General features: G+C 72.5%; 18 protein-coding genes. 7 read left to right on the top strand and 11 right to left on the bottom strand.

Annotated elements, in window-relative coordinates:
* Window positions 1-134 precede the first annotated feature (134 nt).
* Both greA and ACFWWQ_RS06700 read right to left on the bottom strand, forming a co-directional pair.
* The gene (greA, locus tag ACFWWQ_RS06705; RefSeq protein ID WP_384591204.1) at window positions 135-632 is read right to left on the bottom strand and encodes a transcription elongation factor GreA; all 498 of its coding nucleotides are present in this window, start codon (window positions 630-632) and stop codon (window positions 135-137) included.
* A 371-nt stretch (window positions 633-1003) separates the two neighbouring features.
* A complete protein-coding gene (locus ACFWWQ_RS06700) occupies window positions 1004-1414 on the bottom strand; it encodes a DUF4307 domain-containing protein (protein WP_384591201.1) in 411 nt (136 codons plus the stop codon).
* 128 nt (window positions 1415-1542) lie between these two features.
* Here ACFWWQ_RS06700 and mca point away from each other — a divergent pair, with 128 nt between their 5' ends.
* The 3 genes from mca (at window position 1543) to msrA (ending at window position 3654) form a co-directional block, all read left to right on the top strand.
* The gene (gene mca / locus ACFWWQ_RS06695; protein ID WP_384591198.1) at window positions 1543-2415 is read left to right on the top strand and encodes a mycothiol conjugate amidase Mca; all 873 of its coding nucleotides are present in this window, start codon (window positions 1543-1545) and stop codon (window positions 2413-2415) included.
* Between the two features lie 4 nt (window positions 2416-2419).
* The gene (locus ACFWWQ_RS06690; protein WP_384591195.1) at window positions 2420-2728 is read left to right on the top strand and encodes a hypothetical protein; all 309 of its coding nucleotides are present in this window, start codon (window positions 2420-2422) and stop codon (window positions 2726-2728) included.
* A gap of 260 nt (window positions 2729-2988) precedes the next feature.
* Window positions 2989-3654 (top strand): peptide-methionine (S)-S-oxide reductase MsrA, encoded by a 666-nt coding sequence (gene msrA / locus ACFWWQ_RS06685; protein ID WP_384591642.1) that lies wholly within the window; start codon window positions 2989-2991, stop codon window positions 3652-3654.
* Window positions 3655-3880: 226 nt separating this feature from the next.
* Here msrA and ACFWWQ_RS06680 read toward each other — a convergent pair whose 3' ends face one another.
* Window positions 3881-4606 carry an XRE family transcriptional regulator gene (locus ACFWWQ_RS06680; RefSeq protein WP_384591192.1) on the bottom strand — a complete coding sequence of 242 codons (726 nt, stop codon included), beginning with the start codon at window positions 4604-4606 and terminating at the stop codon, window positions 3881-3883.
* A 250-nt stretch (window positions 4607-4856) separates the two neighbouring features.
* On the opposite strand from ACFWWQ_RS06680, the gene ACFWWQ_RS06675 reads away from it, so the two are divergent.
* The gene (locus tag ACFWWQ_RS06675; protein WP_384591189.1) at window positions 4857-5057 is read left to right on the top strand and encodes a hypothetical protein; all 201 of its coding nucleotides are present in this window, start codon (window positions 4857-4859) and stop codon (window positions 5055-5057) included.
* Window positions 5058-5099: 42 nt separating this feature from the next.
* Here ACFWWQ_RS06675 and ACFWWQ_RS06670 read toward each other — a convergent pair whose 3' ends face one another.
* The 3 genes from ACFWWQ_RS06670 to ACFWWQ_RS06660 form a co-directional block, all read right to left on the bottom strand.
* Window positions 5100-6425: a DUF2786 domain-containing protein gene (locus ACFWWQ_RS06670; protein WP_384591186.1), complete on the bottom strand. Its 1326-nt coding sequence runs from the start codon at window positions 6423-6425 to the stop codon at window positions 5100-5102.
* A gap of 108 nt (window positions 6426-6533) precedes the next feature.
* Window positions 6534-7835: an Ig-like domain-containing protein gene (locus ACFWWQ_RS06665; RefSeq protein WP_384591183.1), complete on the bottom strand. Its 1302-nt coding sequence runs from the start codon at window positions 7833-7835 to the stop codon at window positions 6534-6536.
* A gap of 342 nt (window positions 7836-8177) precedes the next feature.
* Complete coding sequence (locus ACFWWQ_RS06660; RefSeq protein ID WP_384591180.1) at window positions 8178-8525, bottom strand: hypothetical protein; 348 nt, start codon at window positions 8523-8525, stop codon at window positions 8178-8180.
* Window positions 8526-8632: 107 nt separating this feature from the next.
* On the opposite strand from ACFWWQ_RS06660, the gene ACFWWQ_RS06655 reads away from it, so the two are divergent.
* Window positions 8633-9001: an LAETG motif-containing sortase-dependent surface protein gene (locus ACFWWQ_RS06655; RefSeq protein WP_384591178.1), complete on the top strand. Its 369-nt coding sequence runs from the start codon at window positions 8633-8635 to the stop codon at window positions 8999-9001.
* Between the two features lie 60 nt (window positions 9002-9061).
* Here ACFWWQ_RS06655 and hutH read toward each other — a convergent pair whose 3' ends face one another.
* The 5 genes from hutH to ACFWWQ_RS06630 all read right to left on the bottom strand — a co-directional run bounded on the left by hutH (window position 9062) and on the right by ACFWWQ_RS06630 (window position 15568).
* Window positions 9062-10600, bottom strand: a complete 1539-nt coding sequence (gene hutH, locus ACFWWQ_RS06650; protein ID WP_384591639.1) for a histidine ammonia-lyase — start codon at window positions 10598-10600, stop codon at window positions 9062-9064.
* A gap of 156 nt (window positions 10601-10756) precedes the next feature.
* Entirely contained in the window at window positions 10757-11998 is a 1242-nt protein-coding gene (locus ACFWWQ_RS06645; protein WP_384591175.1) for a GGDEF domain-containing protein, read from the bottom strand.
* A gap of 216 nt (window positions 11999-12214) precedes the next feature.
* A complete protein-coding gene (locus ACFWWQ_RS06640; protein ID WP_384591172.1) occupies window positions 12215-13003 on the bottom strand; it encodes an enoyl-CoA hydratase/isomerase family protein in 789 nt (262 codons plus the stop codon).
* A gap of 181 nt (window positions 13004-13184) precedes the next feature.
* Window positions 13185-14453 (bottom strand): adenylate/guanylate cyclase domain-containing protein, encoded by a 1269-nt coding sequence (locus ACFWWQ_RS06635; RefSeq protein ID WP_384591169.1) that lies wholly within the window; start codon window positions 14451-14453, stop codon window positions 13185-13187.
* Window positions 14454-14641: 188 nt separating this feature from the next.
* Window positions 14642-15568: a biotin--[acetyl-CoA-carboxylase] ligase gene (locus tag ACFWWQ_RS06630; protein WP_384591167.1), complete on the bottom strand. Its 927-nt coding sequence runs from the start codon at window positions 15566-15568 to the stop codon at window positions 14642-14644.
* Between the two features lie 130 nt (window positions 15569-15698).
* Between ACFWWQ_RS06630 and ACFWWQ_RS06625 the strand changes: the two genes are divergently transcribed.
* Window positions 15699-17288 (top strand): acyl-CoA carboxylase subunit beta, encoded by a 1590-nt coding sequence (locus ACFWWQ_RS06625; RefSeq protein ID WP_384591164.1) that lies wholly within the window; start codon window positions 15699-15701, stop codon window positions 17286-17288.
* A 24-nt stretch (window positions 17289-17312) separates the two neighbouring features.
* Window positions 17313-17519, top strand: a complete 207-nt coding sequence (locus ACFWWQ_RS06620) for an acyl-CoA carboxylase subunit epsilon (RefSeq protein ID WP_384591161.1) — start codon at window positions 17313-17315, stop codon at window positions 17517-17519.
* Window positions 17520-17717: the final 198 nt, after the last annotated feature.

Raw genomic sequence — 17717 nt, 5'->3', positions numbered from 1 at the left:
GTTCCCTACATCCTTGTGGGGCCGGCGGTTGTTGTTTGTGTTCGTCGTCGTGCCCGTGTTTTGGTTCTTGGTCCTGCCTGCTCATACCCCGCCCCCGCTTCTGTACGTCGTGGATCAGCCTGAAGACGGCTTGATCAGCCCGAGTACGGCTTGGCGTCGAGGACCTTCACGCTGGCCTTCTTGCCGTTCGGAAGCTCGTACTCCGCGTCGGCACCGACCTTCTTGCCGTTCACGCCCTCGCCCAGCGGGGACTGCGGCGAGTAGGTCTCGATGTCCGAGCTGGCGTACTCGCGCGAGGCGAGCAGGAACTGCAGGGTGTCGTCCGGGTCTCCGTCGAACGCGATGGTGACGACCATGCCGGGAGCGACGACACCGGTGGCGGCGGGGGCCTCGCCGACCTTCGCGGTCTGCAGCAGCTGGGTGAGCTGGCGCACGCGAAGCTCCTGCTTGCCCTGCTCCTCCTTGGCCGCGTGGTACCCGGCGTTCTCCTTCAGGTCACCTTCCTCGCGGGCCGCTGCGATCTTCTCGGTGATCTCGGCGCGGGCGGGACCAGACAGGTACTCCAGCTCGGCCTTGAGCTGGTCGTACGCCTCCTGGGTCAGCCAGGTGACGCTTTCGCTGGTCTGGGTCACAGGTGCTCCTCGTCGGTACTGGGGATACATCAAACGCCCTACCAGGGAAGGATTGCGCCTTCACGGGTGGGCGAAACCACGAGCCTAACAATTCCGGCACAAAACGGGGAAGAGGAAATCTTCAGGGAACCTCCCTGAGCGTGAATTCCCTGGTCGGGAGGGGTGCCCGCGAGCCGGGTGGGCGATCGCCCCGGCACGGCGCAGGCCGTCGGGCGGTCGGTCCGGCCGCCCGCGGGGCCCGGCTCCGGAGGCTCAGCCACCGTCAGGGTCCGCGTCAGCCACCGTCAGGGTCCGCGTCAGCCACCGCCGGAGGTCCCGGTATCGGTGACCGCCGGAGGCGCCGGCCCCAGTGACCGCCGGAGGTCCCGGTCTCAGTGGCCGTCGGAGGACGAACAGCCGACCAGCTCCGCCGTGGTCGCCCGGTCCGTCGTCCGTACCGTCACCACGGTGTCGATCTGCTTCCCGGGCCCGTCGACGGTGACGTCCTTGCGCCCCACCTCGGCCTTGTCCGCGGAGACCGACCGCAGCGTGCAGACGCCCTTGGCGTCCTGGTCCTTGACGACCTCAAGATGCACCTTCACCGCGGTGTCCGACACCACTTCCCAGGCGATCACGCGCCCGCTGAGCTTCTGGCCGCCGATGTATGCGACGCCACACCAGGCGACCACGCCGAGCATCGCCACCCCCAGCACCCCGCCGACGATCTTCAGCCCGCGGTCCTCGCTCCGGCCCGCCGACCGGCCGTAACGCTTTTCGTCGGCCCCGTCGCGTACCGCGGTCATGCTCAGTCCTCCTGCTGCCGGGGCCGGGAAACCTCCGGCCTCGCGGGTTCCCGTCCGGGGAATACACGGCCCCTCGCTTCGGTCACTATAGGAGGCATCTTCTCCGGCCTTTCACTGAGGATCGAGTCTTGACTGAGCAGCTGCGATTGATGGCGGTCCACGCCCACCCCGACGACGAGTCGAGCAAGGGTGCGGCCACCATGGCAAAGTACGTGTCCGAGGGGGTGGACGTGCTGGTCGCCACCTGCACAGGCGGGGAGCGGGGCTCCATCCTCAACCCCAAGCTCCAGGGCGACCCGTACATCGAGGAGCACATTCACGAGGTCCGCAAGAAGGAAATGGACGAGGCCCGGGAGATCCTGGGCGTCAAGCAGGAGTGGCTCGGCTTCGTCGACTCCGGTCTCCCCGAGGGCGACCCGTTGCCGCCGCTGCCCGACGGCTGCTTCGCCCTCCAGGATGCCGAGGCGGCGGCCGAGCCGCTGGTGAAGCTGATCCGCTCGTTCAAACCGCAGGTCATCACGACCTACGACGAGAACGGCGGGTACCCGCACCCCGACCACATCATGACCCACAAGATCACGATGGTGGCCTTCGAGGCGGCCGGCGACCCGGAGAAGTACCCCAACGCCGGCGAGCCCTGGCAGCCCCGGAAGCTCTACTACAACCAGGGCTTCAACCGCCCCCGCACCGTCGCCCTCCACGAGGCGCTGCTGGCCCGCGGCCTGGAGTCCCCCTACGGCGAGTGGCTGGAGCGCTGGACCCAGTTCGAACAGCGGGAACGCACCCTGACCACGTACGTTCCCTGCGCCGACTTCTTCGAGGTCCGTGACAAGGCACTGGTCGCCCACGCCACCCAGATCGACCCCGACGGCGGCTGGTTCCGCGTCCCGATGGACATCCAGCAGGAGGTCTGGCCGACGGAGGAATACGAGCTCGCGAAGTCGCTCGTGGATACTTCCCTCCCCGAGGACGACCTCTTCGCGGGCATCCGCAACAATTGACCTCATGATGAGCGCGACCAGCACCCTCGCCCTGACGCCCTTCGTCACCCTTGCCGACTCGTTCGACAAGAACAAGGTGACCCCCGGCATCCTCGGCTTCATCGTCTTCGCGGTCATCGGCGGTGCCGTATGGCTGCTGATGAAGTCCATGAACCGTCACATGGGGAAGGTGGATTTCGAGGAGAAGTCCGAGGAGAAGGGGGAGAAGGAAGGGGCCACGGCCTCTGCCGGTGCCTCTACCTCTCCGGCTTCTGCCTCCTCCGCTTCTGCCTCCTCCGCTTCTGCCGAGAAGGCGAAGCCGGAGGCCGGCTGAAGCCGGGCATCGGGCCCCGCCCTGGGCCCCGGGCGGATGAGCCTGGGGACGGGGCGGGGCCAGGTGTGCCTCGGGCCTGGGGCGGTTGGCCGGGCGGCGGCTCTCTTCGCGGAGCTGTGGCTCGGGCTGAGCCCCACCCCGTTCACATGCGTGGTCTCCGCCGGAATGCCACCGCCCCGCCCGACGTTGCAGCTGACGCCACCGTCCCCACGGCAGGCGGCCGTCTGCCACCACCGCCGTCGTCCCGGAGCCTGATCGCGATGCTCTTCTCCCGCTTCAAGAACCACCTCCCGACCCCCGAGGAAGCCCTCAAGGGCCGCCCGGAGCGGGACTTCACCGTCCCCGCCCGGCACACCGTCCTCGGCACCTCCCTGCTCGGCCCGTACCCGGAGGGCACCGAGATCGCCGACTTCGGCCTCGGCTGCTTCTGGGGAGCCGAGCGGAAGTTCTGGCAGACCGAGGGTGTCCACACCACCCTCGTCGGCTACCAGGGCGGCCACACCCCGAACCCCACCTACGAAGAGGTCTGCAGCGGCCACACCGGCCACACCGAGGCCGTCCGCGTCGTCTACGACCCCGCCGTCGTCCCGTACACCGCACTCCTGAAGCTCTTCTGGGAATCCCACAACCCGACCCAGGGCTTCCGCCAGGGCAACGACGTCGGCACCCAGTACCGCTCCGCCCTCTACACCCACGCCCCCGCCCAGCACCAGGCCGCCGAATCCTCCCGCGACGCCTACGCCGAGGTCCTGCGCTCCCGCGGCTACGGCGCCATCACCACCGAAATCCTGCCCGCCGCCGACCTCCCGTTCTACCCGGCCGAGGGGTACCACCAGCAGTACCTCGACAGGAACCCGGCGGGGTACTGCGGGATCGGGGGGACGGGGGTTTCCTGTCCGACCGGCGTAGCGAAAGCAGATAGTTGATCTCTTCACAGGGTGCCGCTGCTCGCAGGACCACCAATCCGCGCGTGGTTCAGCTTGCCGCGACGGCCTCCTGACCCGACAGGTATGGAGGGGACGCCTTGATTCCTGATCCACATCGAGGTATCCGACTCACCGCGCCCACGTGGGCTGTCGCATCGGCCGCATCGCCGAGACGCCCAGGACGCCCAGGACGCCCAGGACGTCCAAGACGCCCGGGACGCACGGATCACACCGCCCGCCCCCGCCCCCACAACTCCTCCGCATGCTCGGCGAAGCGGTCGAACATTCCCCCGTCCCCCTGGCGGCGGAAGTGCAGCAGCGGCGAATCATGGCCCACCAGCCGTGCCAGATGAGGCGTGACCAGCGCGTCCCCGTCGAAGCGGAAGACGGACAACGACACATGGTTCATGGCGTCCGCGGCGGCGGAGAACCGTGCCTCGACGCCCGGCGTGGCGGACAGCTTCGCGAGATGCTCCAGAGTGATCCGGATGCGCGTGGAGACCGACAGGGCCACGTTCTCGATCTCCTCACGCTCCCGGGTGACCTCGCTCTCCGGGTCGCCGAGCAGGAACCGTACGCGGCACCCCTGCTCGGCCTTACGCCGCAGGGTTTCCACGAACGCGGGTTGATCCAGCCACAGGAAGTAGTTGGTGTACCCCGCCAGGAAGATGTGCTCCGAGGCAGCCTCGACCTGTTCTCCCCATACCGAGGAAGGGCAGGCGGAACGGTACGGATAACTCCGCACGAGTTCACCGTCGGCGCCTGCCTTCGCCCTGTTCCGTACGGCCTTGGGCCACAACATAGCTGCCTCAACTCCCAACGCGGCGGCGGTGTCCTCTCTGTTCCTCGCGTGCGGGATCAACGCGTCATCGGCGAGCCAGCGCTCGACCGTCTTCCCCGTCACCCCTACGCGCAACGCCAGTTGGCGTGTGGAGACACCGGCGTCAGCCATAGCAGCACGTAACAAACCGTTCAAGATGTCCTCCGTGGACATTTGGGCGTTCTTCAAGGTACCGCTGTAACGCCCCAAAGCACCTGGCTCACGGCAGGATTCGTCCCTCTTGGGTGGCGAATCCGGTGAGCATGACGATCGACAACGGGCTCGTCCCACAACACCGTAAAAGCCTCGCCCGCCCGACATCCCGGCCAGGCCCTGCGCGGCCACATCCCTGCGCGCCTGTCCTCATCTGCGGGAGGGCTACGTGGCGTTGCGCGTCCGTGCCTTCCGGCCGGTGGGCGTACGTGGCGCCCTCTACCGTCCGGGGCTTCCGGCGCCGATTCCGGTCGGGGCGGTGGGAGTCGCCTACGACGATCCGGCGATCCGGTGGGTGCGGGCCGGGCAACTCATCATGCGGCTCGATGGCGTGGACATCGTGCGTCCGGCCTCGTGGGGCGGCGAGTGAGGTGATCCGCTACGCGTCGGGATCCCCCGGCCCGCCACCCCCTCACCCCTCCCCCAACCGCGCCCGATCAGCCGCCGCCCTCCCCTGGTGCCAGCCCTCCGCGTCGTTCAGGCCGCGGAGGCGGACGGGGGTGGTGTCGGGGAAGAGAGTGCCGGTGGTTTCCTCGACGGCCAGGGCGCGGGCGGCAAGGACGGGGAGGAGGTCGCCGGTGCCCGCCCCGGCGCCCCCGGCGGTGCCCGCGCCCGCATCCCGGGTGCTCGCCGCCTCGGCCGTAGCCGCTTCGGTCGCGGCCATCAGGCGGGTGCGGACGCGGTCGGCGTAGGCGACGAGGAAGGTCTGGCGGAAGTCGCGGGTGCGCCGGGCGCGGCCGCGGGTGTGGTGGGCGTCGGCGGCGCGGTGCATGGCGGTGGTGGCCTGGAGGAGGAGTGAGGTGTAGAGCAACTCCGTTGCCTCCAGGTCGGGTTCGTAGCCCACGAGGGTGGAGAAGGCGGCGTCGGACGACCAGACGGCCTGGCAGCGGTTGGCGGTGGCGACGGCGTCGAGGAGGAGGGCCTTGGCCTGTTCGTACGGGCCCTCGATGCCGATGCGGATCGCGCCGGGGCCGCCGCCCGCGGTCGCGTCGGCCCCGGCCAGCAGGGCCTCGTCGATGCTGTGACGGGCCATCAGCTCCTGGGCCTTGGCCGACAGTGCCTCGGCCTCCTCGGCGTAGTCGGTCGCCTCGGCCTTGGCCAGCAGGCCGCGGATCCGGCCGAGGGCGCGGGAGGCGCCGGGGGACGCGGCGCGGGCGGCGGGCGCCGGTGCGGCCGGGAGCGGGGCGAGGCGCGGCAGCCGGGCGAGGACGCGCAGGGCCAGGAGGACGGTGTACGCCGTCTCGAAGCGGGTGGTGCGGCGGCGGGCGGCGAGCGCGTCGAGGTAGCCGCCGTCGGACGGCCACCAGACCTCGGCGCCGAGCCGGCGCAGCTGGGCGTCCCAGCGGGCGGTGGCGGACGGCGGGCGGGTGCCGCGGCGGGCGTCGGCGGCGATGGCGTCCACGACGGGCCCGGCGTGCGCGGGGTCGGCGGCGTCGCGCCGGACGATGCGTTCCAGGTCGGCGGGTTCCCAGCCGCCCGCCCAGCAGCGGCGTACGGCGTCGGTGGCGGCGCGGACGACGGCGGCGGAGACCGCTTCCCAGCCCTCGGGGGCGGCGGCGAGCCGGGAGGCGCCGGCCTCGGCCGCGTCCTCGGCGGGCCCGCCGTCGGCGGCGTAGCGGACGGCGCCGAGGATCTCGCCGAGCAGGGCGTCGGCGTTGCCGTGCCGCCCGCCGGGGCGCCCCTCGGTACGGCCGCCGCCCCCGTGTTGGCCCCGGCCGTTGTCCGTACGTGCGCTCATCCGGTCACTGTACGGAGCTCTCGCCCGGTCGCGGCGCGGAGGGGACGAGGACGGGCCGGGGCCGGGCGCGGCGCACCGCGCCCGTCGCCGTCGGCGTCGGCGTTGGCGTCAGGACGCCGACCCGCCCAGCGCGCTGCCCGCCACCCACTGCTGCCAGCCCATGTTCCACCCGTTGAGACCGTTGTCCGGCTTGATCGTGTGGTCGGGGGAGTTGACGACGGTGACGACGTCGCCGATCAGCGAGTGGGTGAAGAACCACGCGCCGTCCGTGGACGGGTCGCCGGCGCCCTTGGCGTCCGGCAGGCCGATGCAGCCGTGGCTGGTGTTGACGTTGCCGAAGATGCCCTTGCCCCAGTAGTTGCCGTGGATGAAGGTGCCGGAGGTCGACAGGCGCATGGCGTGCGGGACGTCGGGGATGTCGTACTCGCCCTTGCCGTCGTTGTTGGTGAAGCCGACGGTGGAGCCGTCCATCCGGGTCTGCTCGTACTTCTCGGAGATGACCATCCGGCCGTTGTAGGTCGGGTGGTCCGCGCTGCCGGCCGAGATCGGGATGGTCTTGAGGGTCTTGCCGTCGCGCACCACCGTCATGAGGTGCGTCTTCGCATCGACGGTGGAGACCTGCGAACGGCCGACATGGAAGTGGACGGTCTTGTTCTGGACGCCCCGCACGCCGGACGACGCCTGTACGCCGTCGAGGGCGAGCTTCACGGTGATGTCGGAGTTCGCCTTCCAGTACTCCTGGGGGCGGAAGTCCAGGCGGGTGTTGTCGAACCAGTGGCCGACGACCTTCTGGTTGCTGCTGGCGGCGACGGTGATCGCGGACTCGACGGCCTTCTTGTCCTTGACCGGCTTGTCGAAGTGGATCGAGACCGGCATGCCGACGCCGACGGTGGCGCCGTCCTCGGGCGTGAAGTTGCCGATGAAGCTGTTCGCTGGGGAGACGGTGGTGAAGGTGGAGTTCTCGACCGCCTTGCGGCCCTCGGAGTCCACGGCGTGCGCGGTGATCTTGTACTTCGTCGCGCGGGCGAGGTCCTGCGACGGCTTCCAGGACGAGCCGTCGGCGGAGAGCGTGCCGCCGACGGTCTTCTTGGACTCGACGGCGGTCATGGTGACCGAGGTGAGCTTGCCGCTCTTGACGGTGACCTTCGCGTCCTTGCTGATGCCCGCGGTGGACGAACCGTCCTTGGGAGTGATCTTGATTTTGGCGTGTGAGGCGTCCTGTGCCGCGGCCTTGTCGACCTGCAGGGACCTCTCCTGCGCGCGGGTGGAACCGCTGCTCGCGTGGCTGTCGCCGCCGTCCGCGCCGCTCGCACTGCCGCACGCCGAGAGCACGACCACGCCCCCGGCCAGCGCGGCGGTGGCTATGAAGCCCTTGCGGCGCTTGCTGTCCGTCATCACACGCTTCTCCATTGGTCCGATAGGAATCCCCGAGCAGCAGACCGGGGCAGCCTCCCCGGCCGACGTCCAGGAAACGCCATTTTTCCCGTGGTTCGCGCCTCATTCGGACAAAGTGTGGGCAACGACACGCAATGCGGGCACACGCCCCGGAGACGCCGTGGATCATGGCCCGAACCCGCCGCGGGCCCGCGATTCCGGGCCCGTACGGGGTGCGTTTCCCCCCTCGTACGGGACAGAGATCGGCCCTCGTACGACGGGTGCCGTACGAGGGCCGTGGGGGCGCCGGGGCGGGGGCGCGGGGGCTCCCGGAGGGGCGCGCGGGCAGGGGTCACGCTCCGTGACGACGGGGCCGGATCAGACCTCCTCCTCGACGGGGGCGGCATCGCTCGCCAGATCCCACTCGTCGGCGTCCCACGCCGCGTCGGGGTCGTAGTCGGTCCGCTCCTCGCAGCTCCAGGACGCCTGCGCGAGGGCCGTGCCGGGGACGGCGGTGACCAGGTCGGACGGGTCGACAAGGTGGGCCAGCGCCTCCGCCGGGTCCTCGCGTACCGCCTCCTGGGCCTGGTGGCGTCCACCGTCCGGGAGGGAGGGGTCGGCGGCGACGTGGTCGAGCGCCGCGGCGGTCAGCAGACCGGGGTCGGTGACCTCCATGACCAGTTCGATATGAAGCCGTACAAACCGTGATGTCTCGCCATTGCTCATGGGACGGAGCGTAAGCACTCCGGGGCCCGACTTCCCCGCGACCCGCGGCGGTCACTAACATCTGAGGTCAGCGGCCAATTCGCCGGACCTGCAAGGGGGATTGTCCTGTGACCGCACGCCGACCACTGCTGACCGCCGCAGCCGCGGGGTCGGTGCTGATCGCCCTGTGGTTCGTCCCGACCGCGCATGCGATCGTCGGCGCCCCCGACGCCCCGGCCACCGGCGCGCGGACCACCGCCACCACCGTCTCGGACGGTGGTACCCATGGCTCCGCTGCGGTGACCTCCGCCGAGACCTCCGCCGGCCGGAACGGCCCCGCCACGGTGCTGCGGACCGACGGCGCATCCGCCCGCTCCCTCGCCGAAACCGGCTCCCCGGACACCACCCCGTACGTCATCGGCGGCGCCGCCTGCCTGGCCCTCGGCGCCGGACTGGTCAGCTACTCCGTACGGCGCAGCCACGACGGGGCGCTCTAGGGCATACGTGCACGGCGGCCGTCCCTCGGGGGCGACCGCCGTTCGTCACGTCCCGACCGCTCAGGCCAGCGGGCCGGTGACCGTCTCCGCGGCGGTGATCAGGGCGCCGGAGCGGACGAACGCGTAGGCGCGCTCCAGGTCGGGCGCGAGGAAGCGGTCGCCGCCGGGGCCCGCGATCCCGGCCTCGCGGGCCGCGGCCACCACGGCGCGGGTGGTGGGCGACAGCCGGGCGCCGTCCCGCAGCTCCACCGCGCGGGCCGCCGCGTACAGCTCGACGGCGAGGATCCGGGCGAGGTTGTCGACGGCGGTACGCAGCTTGCGCGCCGCCGACCAGCCCATGGAGACGTGGTCCTCCTGCATGGCGGAGGACGGGATGGAGTCGACGGAGGCGGGCGCCGCGAGCCGCTTCATCTCGCTGACCAGCGCCGCCTGCGTGTACTGGGCGATCATCAGGCCGGAGTCGACGCCCGGGTCGTCGGCGAGGAAGGCGGGCAGGCCGTGCGAGCGGTTCTTGTCCAGGAGCCGGTCGGTGCGGCGCTCGGCGATGGAGCCGAGATCGGCGGCGGCGATGGCGAGGAAGTCCAGGGCGTACGCGACGGGCGCGCCGTGGAAGTTGCCGTTGGACTCGACGCGGCCGTCGGAGAGGACCACCGGGTTGTCCACGGCGGCGGCCAGTTCGCGGTCGGCGACGAGCCGGGCGTGGTCGAGGGTGTCCCGGCCGGCGCCCGCGACCTGCGGGGCGCAGCGGATCGAGTAGGCGTCCTGGACGCGCGGCGCGTCGTCCTGGTGGTGGCCGGTGAGGCCCGAACCGGCAAGGACCTTGCGCATGTTGGCGGCGGCCGCGGCCTGGCCGGGGTGCGGCCGGATGGCGTGCAGCTCGGGCGCGAGAACCTTGTCGGTGCCGAGCAGCGCCTCCAGGGAGAGCGCGGCGGTGATGTCGGCGCAGGTGTACAGCCGGGCGAGGTCGGCGCAGGCCATGACCAGCATGCCGAGCATGCCGTCGGTGCCGTTGAGGAGCGCCAGGCCCTCCTTCTCGCGCAGTTCGACGGGGGCGATGCCGTGCGCGGCGAGGAGGTCGGCGGCGGGCGCCTCGGTCCCGTCGGGGCCCTCGGCGTCGCCCTCGCCCATCAGCGTCAGGGCGCAGTGCGACAGCGGCGCGAGATCGCCGGAGCAGCCGAGCGAGCCGTATTCGTGGACGACGGGGGTGATCTGGGCGTTGAGCAGCGCGGCCATGGTCTCGACGACGAGGGGGCGGACGCCGGTGTGGCCCGAGGCGAGGGTTTTGAGGCGCAGGAACATCAGGGCGCGGACCACCTCGCGCTCGACATGCGGGCCCATCCCGGCGGCGTGCGAGCGGACGATGTTGCGCTGGAGCCGGGCGCGCAGCCCGGGGCTGATGTGGCGGACGGCGAGGGCGCCGAAGCCGGTGGAGACGCCGTAGACGGGATCGGGCCTGGCCGCGAGGTCGTCGATGACGGCGCGGGAGGCGGCGACGGCCGCGAGGGCGTCCTCGGAGAGGACGACCCGGGCGGCGCCGCGGGCCACGGCGAGGACATCCTCGGCGGTCGCGCCGGACGTCCCGAGCACCACAGTGCGCATATCCATATTCACGAACAGTAGAGAGTGAATTCCGGGATGTCACTACCCTGTTCCCGCACGACTCCTGGGCCCCACACGTCACCTGCGGCCCGGCCGTTCCGGGGGCCGAACCGGTGCCTGCGGCCCGCGCCCGGAGCTCCCCGCCCCGTACCGCCCTCACCGCCGGAACCGCCTCCGCTCCGTCCCCGGCCGCCGCTCCGGAGTGTCCGCGAGACGTACGACGGGATCGTCGGGACCGCCGTGCCGGCCGGCCACCACCGGCTCCGGGGCGCGGGCGGCCTTCGCCCGGTACTGCGCGGCGTCGGCGAGGCGGAAGAGGCGCCGGGCGGTGCGCACCGGGCCAATCGGGTCGCCGGTCGAGGCGACGCCGACCGCGACGCCGTCCCCGAGCCCCAACTCCGCCGCCTTTACGCAGAGTTCGGCGGCAGCCCCGACCACGTCGTCGGGGGGCGGGCCGACCGCGAGGAGGCAGAACTCGTCGCCGCCGAGCCGGGCGGCGAGGGTGCCGGGCAGCCGTGCACCGCAGAGCGAGAGGACCGAGCCGAATCGTTCCAGCAGACGGTCGCCGACCGCGTGGCCGCGCGAATCGTTGACCTGTTTGAGGCCGTTGAGGTCGCAGACCACCAGGCTGACCACGACCGCCTCCCGGCGGTGCGCCTCCAGCGCCTCGTCCAGCCGCATGTCGACGGCGCGGCGGTTGGCGAGCCCGGTCAGCGCGTCGGTGAAGGCCAGCCGCCGGGCCTCCGCCAGCCGCTCGGTCTGCGCGATCCCGGCGGCCGTCACGGCGGCCAGCACCGTCGCGAACTCCGCGTCCGCCGCCCCGAACACCGGCTCCCCCACAGCCCGCGCCACATACAGCTCGCCCCACGCACGCCCGCGCAGCACCAGCGGCGCCACCACACAGCAGCCCCGGCCACGGCGGCGCAGCGCGGCCACCCGCCGCCGGTTGGCGCTCCCGCCGCCCTCCGGGGCGACGGCCGTCACCTGCGCCGGGGCGGACAGCGGCGCGTCCGGAGGGCGGGCCGCCATGGGCACCACGGAGAGCGGCGCGCCGCTCGTCACGCAGGGCCCGTCGGCGCGCTCCACCCATGCGTCGGGCCCGCCGCCGGACGTCCGCCGCTCGTGCGGGAGGCCGACGATCTCCGGGAACTCGTGCACCGGATACGACTCGTCCTCCGGGAACTCCTGCTCGCCGTCGGCGAGTTCGCCGACGTTGACCAGCACCCGCAGCTTTCCCCGTTCGCGTTCCCACTTCGAGATCGCGGCGAAGGAGCCGCCCAGGGCCAGCCGTACGCTCTGCGCCGCGGCGTGCGCGGATTCGCGCGGTGTGTGCGCCGCCGCCATCGCCTGCGCCAACCCCACCACGGCCCGCAGCCTCGCATCGCCCTCGTCCGTCACCGGGCCCTCACATTCCGTCACCGTGAGCACACTCTGTACTACAGCGTAGGAATGTTTAACCCGTTTCGCCCCTTACGCGCGACTCCCACACGGGGACGTCATCCTCACCCACGGTGATCTACGCCGCCCGCGGGGACGGAGGGGCGGACGGGGCGCGGCACGGGGGCGCGGACCGGCGGGCCGGGCGCCCCGCGCCCCGCGCCCCGGCGCCGCGCCTCACTCCCCGGGCCAGTCCGGGTCCCGCTTCTCGTTGAACGCCGCGACGCCCTCGGCGCGGTCGCCCGAGAAGGCCACGCTGCGCCAGGCGGCGTCCTCGACCTCCAGACCGGCCCGCAGATCGAGACCGTGGCCCAGCCGCATCGCCCGCTTCGCGGCGCGCAGCCCCACCGGCGAGTTCCGTGCGATCCGCGCGGCCAGCTCCAACGCCTCCGCCCGGTCCGCTCCGTCCGCCGCGAGCTGATCGACCAGCCCCAGCCGCACGGCCTCCTCGGCGCGCACCCGGCGGGCGGTGAAGACGAGTTCGGCGGCGCGCGCCGCCCCCACCCGGCGCGGCAGCAGCTGCGTCCCGCCGCCACCGGGGATGACACCCACCGACACCTCGGGCAGCCCGACCACCGCGCTGCCGTCCGCCACGATCAGATCGCAGGCCAGCGCCAGCTCGAAGCCGCCGCCGAGCGCGTAACCGTGCACCGCGGCGACGGTGGGCTGCGGCAGCTCCAGGACGCCGGTGTAGGCGGCGCGGGTGCGCGGGCGCTGCCGCAGCAGGTCCGCGTCGGTGAAGGAGTTGCGCTCCTTGAGGTCGGCGCCGACGCAGAACGCCCGCTCATGGGTGGAGGTGAGGACGACCGCCCGTACGGCGGCGTCGGCGGCGAGGGACGCGCACGCCTCCGCCAGCGCGTCGGCCATCGCCGTCGAGACCGCGTTCATCGCCTCGGGCCGGTCCATGACCAGCTCCGCCACGTAGCCGCGCCGCTCCACGCGGACCCATTCGCCGAACCGCTGCATACGACCCTCCCGGTTAACGACCGTTGATTCGGTTTCGCCGGGATCATGTCAGGTCAGGACGTGCGGGAACAGGGCCGACCGGCCCGGCCGGGACTCGCGGTCACGCGGGGCCACCCCGGGCACGCCGCCCCGGGGCCACCCCGGGCACGCCGCGCCCGGGACCGCCCCCGGGCGCGGCGCCTCACCCGCGCCGGGTCAGCTGCCAGGGCTCGACGACGCCCAGACCACGCACCGGCCGCTGGTACATCGGCTGGAGCGCGAAGCGGTACGTCGGCAGCTCCGGCGTCAGACCGCTCGCCGCCGCCTCCGCCGCGGCCTTCTCCGCGGCCGCGGCGGCCGCCTCGGAGACCGGGGCGTCGCCGGTGCGGCCCAGCTCCTCCGCGAACGCCTGGTCCACGAAGACGGCGTCCTTCGGCGCTATCGACGTCAGACGGCTGGCGAGGTTGACGGTCGTGCCGAACACATCGCCCATCCGCGTCGTGACGGTGCCGAAGGCGATGCCGACGCGCAGCTCCGGCATGGTCTCGTCGTGCGTCATGGTCTCGATGAGCCGCAGCCCGATCTCGGCGGCGACCCCGGCGTCGTCGGCGGAGAACAGCACCTCGTCGCCGAGCGTCTTGATCAACCGGCCGCCGTGGGCGGCGACCAGGTCGGAGCAGGTGGTCTCGAACGCCTCGACCAGCTCGCCCAATTCCTCCTCCTCCAGCCGCCGGGTCAGCCGGGTGAAGCCCACCAGGTCGGCGAAGCCGACGGCGAGCCGCCGGTCGACCATCTCGTCGTCGTCCTGCGCGCGCACGACCCGTCCGGTGGCGGCGGCCAGCTGGCGCCGCCAGACGTACACCAGGAACTCCTCCAGCTCCGGCAGGAGCAGTTCGACCAGCGGGTACGTGATCTCCGTACGGGTCATGCCGGAGTCCTGGGGCTCGGTGAGGCCCTCCAGGAAGGAGTCGATCTGCCAGTCGGCGAGCCGGGCGGTGGTCTGGCCCGTGGAGCGCGCCACCTGGACGGCCATCGCCTCGCTCAGCAGCCCGGCCTCGACGAGACCCGCCAGCCGCCGCAGCGCCAGCACATCGGCCTCGGTCAGCGCCTTGACCTGCCCGATGTCGGCAAAGCCCATGGCGCGCCAGAACCGGGCCGCCAGATCCATCGAGACCCCGGCGCTGCGGGCCGCCTGGAACGGCGTGTAGCGGCGGTCGGCGCCGAGGATCAGCTGTTCCAGGCGGATGGCGATGGTGTCGTCGGGGTCGGCGGGCGTGGCGCCCTGTGCCCCGGACGCCGCGCCGGAGGGCGCCCCGGGCGGGGGCCCGTCCGTGGCCGCGGGGGCCGCCGCGTCGTCGGGACCCCGCTCACCGGGGCCGTCGTCGGATGCGGCGTCGCCGGAGCCCGTGGCGGGTCCGTCCGGCGCGGCCGCGCTCTCGGGCAGTCCGCCGCCCGCGTCGCCGGCGGTCACCGCCCGCTCCCTGTCCGCTCCCTGCGCACTGCCCTTCCGATCACTGCTCGCCGGTGGCCCGCTCCCCGGCGGGCCGCCTCAACGATACGGCAGGTGTGCTCTGGCTCACTCTCCCGTGCCCGGTCAGGGCCGTCCGACCGGCGGCACCGCCCGGCGTTTCGGCCACCGGCACCGCCGTCCGCGGCCGGTCAGCTGTAGTCGCCGCCGTCCGTGTCCGGCCGCAGGTGGACGATGTCACCGGCGCCCACCGGCTGCTGCACGCCGTCCCCGGTCGCGAGGATCAGCCGCCCGTCCCCGTCGAGGGCCACCGCCTCGCCGCGGACCGCCCGGCCGCCGGGCAGTTCGGCGCGGACCGCGCGGCCCAGGGTGGCGCAGCCCGCGACGTACGCCTCCTGCACCCCGCTCGCCACGGGGTCGCCGTCCGCGTCCTGCCAGGCGGCGTACCAGGTCTCCAGGGAGCGCAGCACGGCCCGCAGCAGGGTGTCACGGTCGGTGGTGTGCGCACCGGCCAGGGCGAGGGAGGTGGCGGTGGGCACCGGCAGCTCGTCCTCGCGCAGCGACACGTTGAGGCCCATGCCGAGGACGACGCCGTCCCCGGCGCGCTCGGCGAGGATGCCCCCGGCCTTCCGCTCGGCGCCGTCCACGGTCAGCAGGACGTCGTTGGGCCACTTGAGTGCGGTGTCCACGCCCGCCGCCCGGGAGAGCGCGGTGGCGGTGGCGACCCCGGCGAGCAGCGGCAGCCAGCCCCAGCGCTCCTGGGGGACGCGCGGGGTCAGCACCACGGAGACGAAGATCCCGGAGCGGGGCGGCGCGCTCCAGCGGCGGTCCAGACGGCCGCGGGCGGCGGTCTGCTCCTCGGCGACGAGCACGGCGCCCTCAGGCGCGCCGGCGGCGGCCCGCAGCGCGAGGTCGGTGTTGGTGGAGCCGGTGGCGTCGACGACGTCGAGCGCGGTCCACAGGGAGCCGGGGCGCAGCAGGGCCCGCCGGAGCGCCCGGACGTCGAGCGGTGGCCGCTCCAGATCGCTCCAGCGGCCGCCACCGGCCGCGCCGGGGCCGTCCCCGGGCTCCGGCGAGCGGCCGTCTTTGTCCTGGTTTTCCGGCGGTTGAGGTGTCATGGAACCAGCCTAGGTGTGGTCAACGACGCAGTGCCGCTGAGCACCCCCGCCGATACGCTACGAAGCGGTAGCAAGGCCGTACGTCCCCCCGTACGCGCCCCAGTCCAGGACGAGCAGGAGCCGCATCCCGATGTCCGAGCCGGAAGCACACCTGACCACCACCGCGGGCAAACTGGCGGATTTGCAGCGGCGGATCGACGAAGCCACCCACGCCGGTTCCGCCCGCGCGGTGGAAAAGCAGCACGCGAAGGGCAAGTTGACCGCGCGTGAGCGCATCGGCCTGCTCCTCGACGAGGGCTCGTTCGTCGAGCTCGACGAGTTCGCCCGGCACCGGTCGACCAATTTCGGGCTGGAGAAGACCCGCCCGTACGGCGATGGCGTGGTCACCGGCTACGGCACGGTCGACGGCCGCCCGGTCGCGGTGTTCTCGCAGGACTTCACGGTCTTCGGCGGCGCGCTCGGCGGCGTCTTCGGCGAGAAGATCGTCAAGGTGATGGACTTCGCGCTGAAAAACGGCTGCCCGGTCATCGGCATCAACGACTCCGGTGGCGCGCGCATCCAGGAGGGCGTGGTCTCGCTCGGCATGTACGGCGAGATCTTCCGCCGTAACACGCATGCTTCCGGCGTGATCCCGCAGATCTCGCTGGTCGTCGGCCCGTGCGCGGGCGGCGCGGTCTACTCCCCCGCGATCACCGACTTCACGGTGATGGTGGACCAGACGTCGCACATGTTCATCACCGGGCCCGACGTCATCAAGACCGTCACCGGTGAGGACGTCGGCTTCGAGGAGCTGGGCGGCGCCCGCACCCACAACGCCACCTCCGGCGTCGCGCACCACATGGCGTCCGACGAGAAGGACGCCATCGACTACGTCAAGGCGCTGCTGTCGTACCTGCCGTCCAACAACCTCTCCGAGCCGCCCGCCTTCCCCGAGGAGGCGGACCTGGAGACGTCGGACCACGACCGCGAACTGGACACGCTGATCCCGGACTCGGCGAACCAGCCGTACGACATGGTCACCGCGATCGAGCACATCCTGGACGACGGGGAGTTCCTGGAGGTCCAGTCGCTGTACGCGCCGAACATCCTCACCGGCTACGGCCGCGTCGAGGGCCACTCGGTGGGCGTCGTCGCCAACCAGCCGATGCAGTACGCGGGCACCCTCGACATCAAGGCGTCCGAGAAGGCCGCCCGCTTCGTGCGGACCTGCGACGCGTACAACATCCCCGTCCTGACCTTCGTGGACGTGCCCGGCTTCCTGCCCGGCACGGACCAGGAGTGGGACGGCATCATCCGCCGCGGCGCCAAGCTGATCTACGCCTACGCGGAGGCGACGGTCCCGCTGATCACCGTGATCACCCGCAAGGCGTTCGGCGGCGCATACGACGTCATGGGCTCCAAGCACCTGGGCGCGGACCTCAACCTCGCCTGGCCGACCGCGCAGATCGCCGTCATGGGCGCGCAGGGCGCCGTCAACGTCCTGCACCGCCGCGCCCTCGCCGCCATCGAGGACCCCGAGGCGCAGGACGCCCGCCGCCAGGAGCTGATCCAGGAGTACGAGGACGCGCTGCTCAACCCGTACGTGGCGGCCGAGCGCGGCTATGTCGACGCGGTGATCATGCCGTCGGAGACGCGGCGCCATCTCGTCCGCGGGCTGCGCGCCCTGCGCAACAAGCGCGAGGCGCTGCCCCCGAAGAAGCACGGCAACATCCCGCTGTAGCCCGCGCCGTAGGAGGTCGAGATCATGATCAAGGTCGTACGGGGCAACCCCACGCCCGAGGAGCTGGCCGCCGCGCTCGCGGTGGTGCAGGTCCGCGCCGCCGCGGCCACCGGCGCCGAGCCGGATGCGACGCCGGTCTCGGAGTGGTCCGATCCGGCGGCGCGCATCCCGGCCCGCCGGACCCCGCACCCGGGGCCGCGCGCCTGGCGCACCAGCTACTGGCCGCGCTGACCCGGCCCCGCCGCCCCGGCGGTAGGTGAGGTACGTCGCACACGCCACGTTCGCCCCGGTCTCCGGGACGGGCGTTCCGTGCGCAAGGGCGCCTGAGTACGCGTACTCAGGCGCCCGCGGCGTGACCGGCGCACGCACGGAACCCTGCTGGAGTCCCAGCAGCCCGACGAGCCGCCCGAGGAGCGCCGGGCAGCGCCA

This window comes from Streptomyces sp. NPDC059080 (genome assembly GCF_042739975.1).
Classification (GTDB): Bacteria; Actinomycetota; Actinomycetes; order Streptomycetales; family Streptomycetaceae; genus Streptomyces; species Streptomyces benahoarensis.
Note: the sequence above shows the minus strand (reverse complement) of the source record. Positions and strands in the feature narration are given on the sequence as shown.